General features: G+C 69.6%; 8 protein-coding genes, 3 tRNA genes and 1 riboswitch. Of the genes, 9 read left to right on the top strand and 2 right to left on the bottom strand.

Annotated elements, in window-relative coordinates; all coding sequences use genetic code 11:
• Nucleotides 1-614, bottom strand: a 614-nt coding sequence (locus AC1D1T_RS28520; protein ID WP_477992952.1) for a nucleotide-binding protein, incomplete at its 3' end; no start/stop codon positions are given.
• Nucleotides 615-697: 83 nt separating this feature from the next.
• Nucleotides 698-935, bottom strand: a riboswitch (cobalamin riboswitch).
• 214 nt (nt 936-1,149) lie between these two features.
• Between AC1D1T_RS28520 and AC1D1T_RS28515 the strand changes: the two genes are divergently transcribed.
• Genes AC1D1T_RS28515 through AC1D1T_RS28495 form a run of 5 tightly spaced genes read left to right on the top strand, consistent with a single transcriptional unit; the run spans nt 1,150 to nt 5,295 of the window.
• On the top strand, nt 1,150-1,734 hold the full coding sequence (locus tag AC1D1T_RS28515; RefSeq protein WP_477824837.1) for an anthranilate synthase component II: 585 nt from the start codon (nt 1,150-1,152) through the stop codon (nt 1,732-1,734).
• Nucleotides 1,731-2,744 (top strand): low-specificity L-threonine aldolase, encoded by a 1,014-nt coding sequence (gene ltaE, locus AC1D1T_RS28510; protein ID WP_477824836.1) that lies wholly within the window; start codon nt 1,731-1,733, stop codon nt 2,742-2,744. The genes AC1D1T_RS28515 and ltaE overlap by 4 nt, the downstream gene beginning before the upstream one ends.
• Before the next feature lie 18 nt (nt 2,745-2,762).
• Nucleotides 2,763-3,797, top strand: coding sequence for an anthranilate phosphoribosyltransferase (gene trpD, locus AC1D1T_RS28505; protein WP_047510395.1), 1,035 nt, complete (start codon nt 2,763-2,765; stop codon nt 3,795-3,797).
• Nucleotides 3,794-4,582 (top strand): indole-3-glycerol phosphate synthase TrpC, encoded by a 789-nt coding sequence (gene trpC / locus AC1D1T_RS28500; RefSeq protein WP_465114948.1) that lies wholly within the window; start codon nt 3,794-3,796, stop codon nt 4,580-4,582. Before trpD ends, trpC begins: the two co-directional genes overlap by 4 nt.
• On the top strand, nt 4,579-5,295 hold the full coding sequence (locus AC1D1T_RS28495; protein ID WP_477824835.1) for a uracil-DNA glycosylase: 717 nt from the start codon (nt 4,579-4,581) through the stop codon (nt 5,293-5,295). The genes trpC and AC1D1T_RS28495 overlap by 4 nt, the downstream gene beginning before the upstream one ends.
• 19 nt (nt 5,296-5,314) lie before the next feature.
• On the opposite strand, the gene AC1D1T_RS28490 is transcribed toward AC1D1T_RS28495, so the two are convergent.
• Nucleotides 5,315-5,941: an outer membrane beta-barrel protein gene (locus tag AC1D1T_RS28490; RefSeq protein ID WP_047510388.1), complete on the bottom strand. Its 627-nt coding sequence runs from the start codon at nt 5,939-5,941 to the stop codon at nt 5,315-5,317.
• Nucleotides 5,942-6,082: 141 nt separating this feature from the next.
• Between AC1D1T_RS28490 and AC1D1T_RS28485 the strand changes: the two genes are divergently transcribed.
• The 4 genes from AC1D1T_RS28485 to AC1D1T_RS28470 form a co-directional block, all read left to right on the top strand.
• Nucleotides 6,083-6,168 (top strand) — tRNA-Tyr (locus tag AC1D1T_RS28485).
• A gap of 117 nt (nt 6,169-6,285) precedes the next feature.
• Nucleotides 6,286-6,359, top strand: a tRNA-Gly gene (locus AC1D1T_RS28480).
• Nucleotides 6,360-6,445: 86 nt separating this feature from the next.
• Nucleotides 6,446-6,520 (top strand) — tRNA-Thr (locus AC1D1T_RS28475).
• Between the two features lie 43 nt (nt 6,521-6,563).
• A partial coding sequence (locus AC1D1T_RS28470; protein WP_477992951.1) for a GTP-binding protein occupies nt 6,564-6,775 on the top strand: 212 nt, incomplete at its 3' end.

Genomic DNA, 6,775 nt, shown 5'->3' with positions numbered 1-6,775 from the left:
GCGTCGAGGTCATCGAGCTCGGCCGCCTGCACCAGGCCGAGGTGGCGTTCGGGCAGCGCGATCTGCTCGTCGCGCGGCAACGCGCCCCACCAGCGCATCGAGGCGGGCAGGCTCTCGCGCAGCAGCGCGGCGTGGCTGTCGCCGGCGACGCGGTTGGCGAGCACGCCGGCCAGCGTCAGGCCGTCGCGGTAGCTCGCGAGGCCGTGCGCGATGGCGCCGAAGGTCTGCGCCATCGCGCTGCCGTCGATCACCGTCAGCACCGGCAGCCCGAAGCGCAGCGCAAGGTCGGCGCTGGACGGCGTGCCGTCGTGCAGCCCCATCACGCCCTCGACGAGGATCAGGTCGGCATGTTGCGCGGCGTCATGCAGCAGCGCGCGGCAGTGCGCCTCGCCGCCCATCCACAGGTCGAGCTGGTGGACGGGMGCGCCGCTGGCGCGGGCGAGGATCATCGGGTCGAGGAAGTCGGGCCCGGCCTTGAAGACCCGCACGCGGCGGCCGCGGCGGGCGTGCAGGCGCGCCAGCGCGGCGGTGACGCTGGTCTTGCCCTGGCCCGATGCGGGCGCGGACACCAGCAGGGCAGGGCAGCGCACGGGGCGCAGCTCGGGGACTTGCATCGAAGGACAACTCGCAACAGACCGGCCGTCGCCCTGCTTCCCCGCAGGGTTTCGTGAACAGGCATGCGCCGCGTTGCCGCGGGCGCGCACCCACTGGGTTGGCCGGTCTCCGGGCTGGCGGACGTCTCCCGTGCACCCTTCCCATCGGCCGGGGCCGACAGTGGGTCGATTCGCACGGGAGCGCTCTCCGGGGAGGGCGTCCGCTTACCGTTGCGGGGGCAGCTCAGGTTGGATCCGCCCCGGCAGGGCTCGTCTTCCTGATTCCCGTTTCACTGCCGCGACCGGACGGCCGCGGCGAGCACCAACGTGGGCGGCATGATACCCGCCGTCTTCCCTGAAGCCCGGCGCGCAGCCATAATGCGGCCCCATGGTCTCCACGCGTTCATTCACAGCGACGCTCCGCGGTTGGCGTTGGCGCAAGCCAACGACCTGAACCCACCTCATGGCGCCCGCACGCGGCGCCCCAGTCTTCCGCCGCGACCCAGCCTACGGCAGCCGGTCGCCCCGAACCCACTGAATCCAGAGGCCTGAGCACATGCTGCTGATGATCGACAACTACGACTCCTTCACCTTCAACCTGGTGCAGTACTTCGCCGAGCTCGGCGAGGACGTGCGCGTGTTCCGCAACGACGAGATCACGCTCGACGGCATCCGCGAACTGAAACCCGAGCGGCTGGTGCTGTCGCCCGGCCCGTGCTCGCCGGCCGAGGCCGGTATCTGCGTCGACGCGATCCGCGAGTTCACCGGCAAGCTGCCGATCCTCGGCGTGTGCCTCGGGCACCAGGCGATCGGCGCGGCGCTCGGCGGCAGGATCATCCGCGCGAAGACGCAGATGCACGGCAAGACCGACATCATCACCACCGACAGGCGCGGCGTGTACGCCGAGCTGCCGCAGCAGTTCACCGTGATCCGCTACCACTCGCTGGTGATCGAGCGCGACACGCTGCCCGCCGAGCTGGAGATCACGTCGACCTCGCAGGACGACGAGATCATGGGCGTGCGCCACACCGCGCTGGCCGGCACGAAGACGCCGCTCGAGGGCGTGCAGTTCCATCCCGAATCGATCCTCACCGAGCATGGGCACGCGATGCTGAAGAACTTCCTGGAGTTGCGCGGATGAACGGCGTCGTCGATCTGCGCAGCGACACCATCACCCGGCCGACACCGGCCATGCGCGAGGCGATGGCCTGCGCCGAGGTCGGCGACGACGTGTTCGCCGACGACCCGACCGTCAACGCGCTGCAGGAGGGCATCGCCGCGCTGCTCGGAAAAGAGGCGGCGCTGTTCGTGCCGACCGGCACGCAGAGCAACCTGATCGGCATCATGAGCCACTGCGGCCGCGGCGATGAATACATCGTCGGCCAGATGGCCCACACCTACCGCTGGGAAGGCGGCGGCGCCGCGGTGCTCGGCAGTGTGCAGCCGCAACCGCTGGAGCACCAGCCCGACGGCACGCTGGCGCTCGCCGACATCGACGCCGCCGTCAAGCCCGACGACGCGCACTTCGCCCGCTCGCGCCTGCTGTGCCTCGAGAACACGCTCGGCGGCAAGGTGCTGTCGCAGGCCTACCTGGCCGATGCGACCGGCCTGGCACGCCGGCGCGGCCTCGCGACCCACCTCGACGGCGCGCGGCTCTTCAACGCCGCGGTGAAGCAGGGCATCGCCGCGCGCGAGATCGCGGCGCATTTCGACAGCGTGTCGGTCTGCTTCTCGAAGGGGCTCGGCGCACCGGTCGGCTCGGCGCTGGTCGGCTCGAAGGCCTTCATCCGCGGCGCGCACCGCTGGCGCAAGATGCTCGGCGGCGGCATGCGCCAGTCCGGCGTGCTGGCGGCCGCGGTGTTGCATGCGCTGGACCACCATGTCGAGCGCCTCGCCGACGACCATGCGCTCGCGCAGCGCCTGGCCGCCGGCCTGCGCGACGTGCCGGGTGTCGCGGTCGAGCCGCCGCAGACCAACATCGTGTTCGTCGACGTGCAAGGCCCGAAGGCTGCCGGCCTGCTCGACCACCTGAAGGCGCGCGGCGTGCTGGCGACCGGCCTGTACCGGCTGCGCTTCGTCACGCACCTCGACGTCGATGCCGCCGGCGTCGACCGCGCGATCGCCGCGGTGCGCGAGCACATGAGCGCCTGAATCCTCGAGAGACGAACCATGACCATCAGCAACACCGAAGCCCTGGCCCGCGTCATCGACCACCGCGAGATCTTCCACGACGAGATGCTGACGCTGATGCGCCGCATCATGAGCGGCGAGATGTCGCCGGTGATGATCGCCGCGCTGTCGCTGGGCTTGCGCGTCAAGAAGGAAACCATCGGCGAGATCGCCGCCGCCGCGCAGGTGATGCGCGAGTTCGCGACGCCGGTGGTGGTGGCCGACACGACGCACCTGGTCGACCTGTGCGGCACCGGCGGCGACGCGGCGCACACCTTCAACATCTCGACCGCCGCGATGTTCGTCGCGGCCGCGGCCGGCGCGCGCATCGCCAAGCACGGCGGGCGCAGCGTGTCGTCGAGTTCCGGCAGCGCCGACGTGCTCGAGGCCTTCGGCGCCAACGTCGACCTGAATGCGGCACAGGTCGCGCAGTGCCTGCAGGAATGCGGCATCGGCTTCATGTTCGCGCCCAACCACCATGCGTCGATGAAGCATGCCGGCCCGGTGCGCAAGGAGCTCGGCGTGCGCACGATCTTCAACATCCTCGGGCCGCTGACCAACCCGGCCGGCGCGCCGAACCAGCTGATGGGGGTGTTCCACGCCGACCTCGTCGGCATCCAGGTGCGCGTGCTGCAGCGCCTGGGTTCGGAGCACGTGATGGTGGTCTACGGCATGAACGGCATGGACGAGATCTCGCTGTCGGGCGAGACGCTGGTCGGCGAGCTGAAGAACGGCGAGGTGCGCGAGTACATGGTGCACCCGAGCGATTTCGGCATGCCGGTCTACGACACCCGCGTGCTGAAGGTGGCCGACAAGGCCGAGTCGGTGCAGTGCATCCAGCGCGCGTTCGCGAACGAAGACGGGCCGGTGCGCGACATCGTGCTGCTGAACGCCGGCGCGGCGCTGTATTGCGCGAACGTCGCGTCGTCGGTGACCGAGGGCGTGCGGATGGCGCGCGAGGCGGTGGCCTCGGGCAAGGCGCTGGCCAAGCTGAGCCAGTTCGTGGCCGTCACCAACAAGTTGAAGGCAGCATGAGCGACATCCTCGACAAGATCAACGCGGTCAAGCGCGAAGAGATCGCGGCGGCCCGCAAGCTGCGCGACGAAGCCTCGGTGCGCCGCGAGGCGGAATCGCTGGGCGGGCTGCGCGACTTCGCGAAGGCGCTGCGCGGCAAGATCGCCGCCGGCTCGGCGGCGGTGATCGCCGAGGTCAAGAAGGCGAGCCCCAGCAAGGGCGTGCTGCGCGAGCACTTCGTGCCGGCCGAGATCGCTGCCAGCTACGAGAAGCATGGCGCCGCCTGCCTCAGCGTGCTGACCGACCGGCAGTTCTTCCAGGGCTCGGTCGACTACCTGAAGGCCGCCCGCGCCGCCTGCGCGCTGCCGGTGCTGCGCAAGGATTTCATGATCGATGCATACCAGGTGTTCGAGGCGCGTGCGATGGGGGCGGACTGCATCCTGCTGATCGCCGCGTCGCTGGACGATGCGCAGATGGCCGACCTGGAAGCGCAGGCGCAGGCGCTCGGCATGGCGGTGCTGGTCGAGGTGCACGACGGCGCCGAACTCGACCGCGCGCTGCGCCTGAAGACGCCGCTGGTCGGCATCAACAACCGCAACCTGCGCACCTTCGAGGTCACGCTCGACACCACGCTCGGGCTGCTGAAGCACGTGCCCGGCGACCGGCTGCTGGTGACCGAGAGCGGCATCCTCGCGCGCGCCGACGTGCAGCGCATGCGCGACGCGAACGTGCATGCCTTCCTGGTCGGCGAGGCGTTCATGCGCGCGCCGGATCCGGGCGTGGCGCTGGCCGAGCTGTTCCGGTGAGCGGGGAGGGCTCGCTGAAGGCGCCGCTGGCGCAGGTGCTCGATGCCGCGCCGCTCGGCTGGCGCGAGGTGCTGCGGCCCTGGCGCGAATCGGCGGCCGGGCAGGGCCTGGTCGAGTTCGTCGACCGGCGCGTGGCCGAGGGGGCGGTGGTCTATCCGCCCGAGCCCTTGCGCGCGCTGGAACTGACGGCCTTGCCGGAGGTCCGCGTGCTGATCCTCGGGCAGGACCCGTACCACGGCCCGGGCCAGGCCCATGGGCTCGCGTTCTCGGTGCCGGCCGGCGTCGCGTTGCCGCCGAGCCTGCGCAACATCCTCAAGGAGCTGGTGCGCGATCTCGGCGAGGCGCCGGCGACGGGTGACCTGTCCGGCTGGGCCGCGCAGGGCGTGCTGCTGCTGAACACGACGCTGACCGTCGAGCAGGCCGCGCCGGCGAGCCACGCACGCCATGGCTGGGAGCCGCTGACCGAGCGCATCGTCGCCGCGGTCGCGGGSCGGCGCCGGCCCTGCGTCTACATGCTGTGGGGCGCGCATGCCCAGCAGTTCGGGCCGCTGATCCGCGAGCAGGGTGGGCCCGATGCGCTGGTGCTGGCGTCGAACCACCCGTCGCCGCTGTCGGCGCGGCGCCCGCCGGTGCCCTTCATCGGCAACGGGCACTTCGGTGCCGCGCAACGGCACCTGTCGGCCCACGGCGGCGCGATCGACTGGAGCCGGTGAGGGCCCAGGCGCGCCAGGCTCAGTTGAAGTAGTAGCTGACGTAGAAGCCGACGTGGCTGCCGTCGTATTCCGGCGCGGTCGAATAGCCCTTCAGCGTGAACTTCTCGTGCACCGCGCGCAGCTTCAGCGCGACCGCGCGGCTCACGAAGTACTCGCCCTCGACCACCACGCCGGTCGACGAGTCGAACTCGACATTGCCCACGTCGAGCGCGCCGCTGGACGAGAACTTCGCGTTCTGCGACCAGCGCAGCCCGCCGCCGAGGCGCCATTGGTCGCTCAGGTCCCAGTGGCCCAGCACCTCGACGGGGTAGCGCTCGAAGGTCTTGCGGCCGTCGTCGCCGGAGCGCGTCTCGCCGCGGATCGTCTGGAAGTGGTAGCCGACGCTGATCTGCGCCGAGAACGGGCTGTCGAAATGCACGTCGACGCCGGCCTTCACGTCGACCAGGCCGCCGGCGCGGATCGACGTGCTGTGGCCGTCCTCGAACTCGACCGAGTCGAGCTTGTCGCCGCCCCAGGTCAGGCCGAGGCCGAGGAACGGGCGAATCCGCACGCCAGGGCCTGGGCCGGTGTCGGACGGGTACTGGCTCTGTGCCTGGGCGGAGGCCGACAACGCGAGCACCGCGGCGGCCAGGATGGTCTTGGTCATGGGGTTCTCTCCTCCGGATCGCCCGCGGGAAATGCTGGGGCGGGCGCGATTATCCGGGCGTCGACGGCTGTGGCGAGGTCATTTTTTGCAGCCCTGGTTTGCCAGTGTCACCAACTCGATGTATAGTCCCGAGTTCGCCGCGGAGGGGTGCCCGAGTGGCTAAAGGGGGCAGACTGTAAATCTGTTGGCTTACGCCTACGCTGGTTCGAATCCAGCCTCCTCCACCACGGCGAAACATATTCTGTAAGTTGCTAGACCGCTAGACGTTGTTGTTGCAAGACCGTTCCGGTCGGGTTCCCTCGATGTGTCGATGGGGTTCTGGCCGGGGCGGGTGGGGCTCCCGGGCGGGAGTAGTTCAATGGTAGAACCCTAGCCTTCCAAGCTAATGACGCGGGTTCGATTCCCGTCTCCCGCTCCACGGATCTTCACGGAGACGTTGTGATGTCGTCAGAGGCTTGACTGCCTGAGGTTGTCAGCCCTGTGTCGACAGGACACAAGAGACCTGCCCATGTGGCTCAGTGGTAGAGCACTCCCTTGGTAAGGGAGAGGTCGCGCGTTCGATCCGCGCCATGGGCACCAGTTTTTTCAGCACTGTCAATCTCGACCGCTAGGAGCGCGAAAAATGGCAAAAGGCAAATTCGAGCGGACCAAGCCGCACGTGAACGTTGGGACGATCGGTCACGTGGACCATGGCAAGACGACGCTGACGGCGGCGATCACGACGGTGCTGTCGGCGAAGTTCGGTGGTGAAGCGAAGGCGTACGACCAGATCGACGCGGCGCCGGAAGAGAAGGCGCGCGGCATCACGATCAACACGGCGCACGTCGAGTACGA

The sequence above is a fragment of the Rhizobacter sp. P2_H3 genome (genome assembly GCF_056403355.1).
The sequence above is the reverse complement of the archived record's forward strand: the minus strand, read 5'-3'. Positions and strand labels throughout refer to the sequence as shown.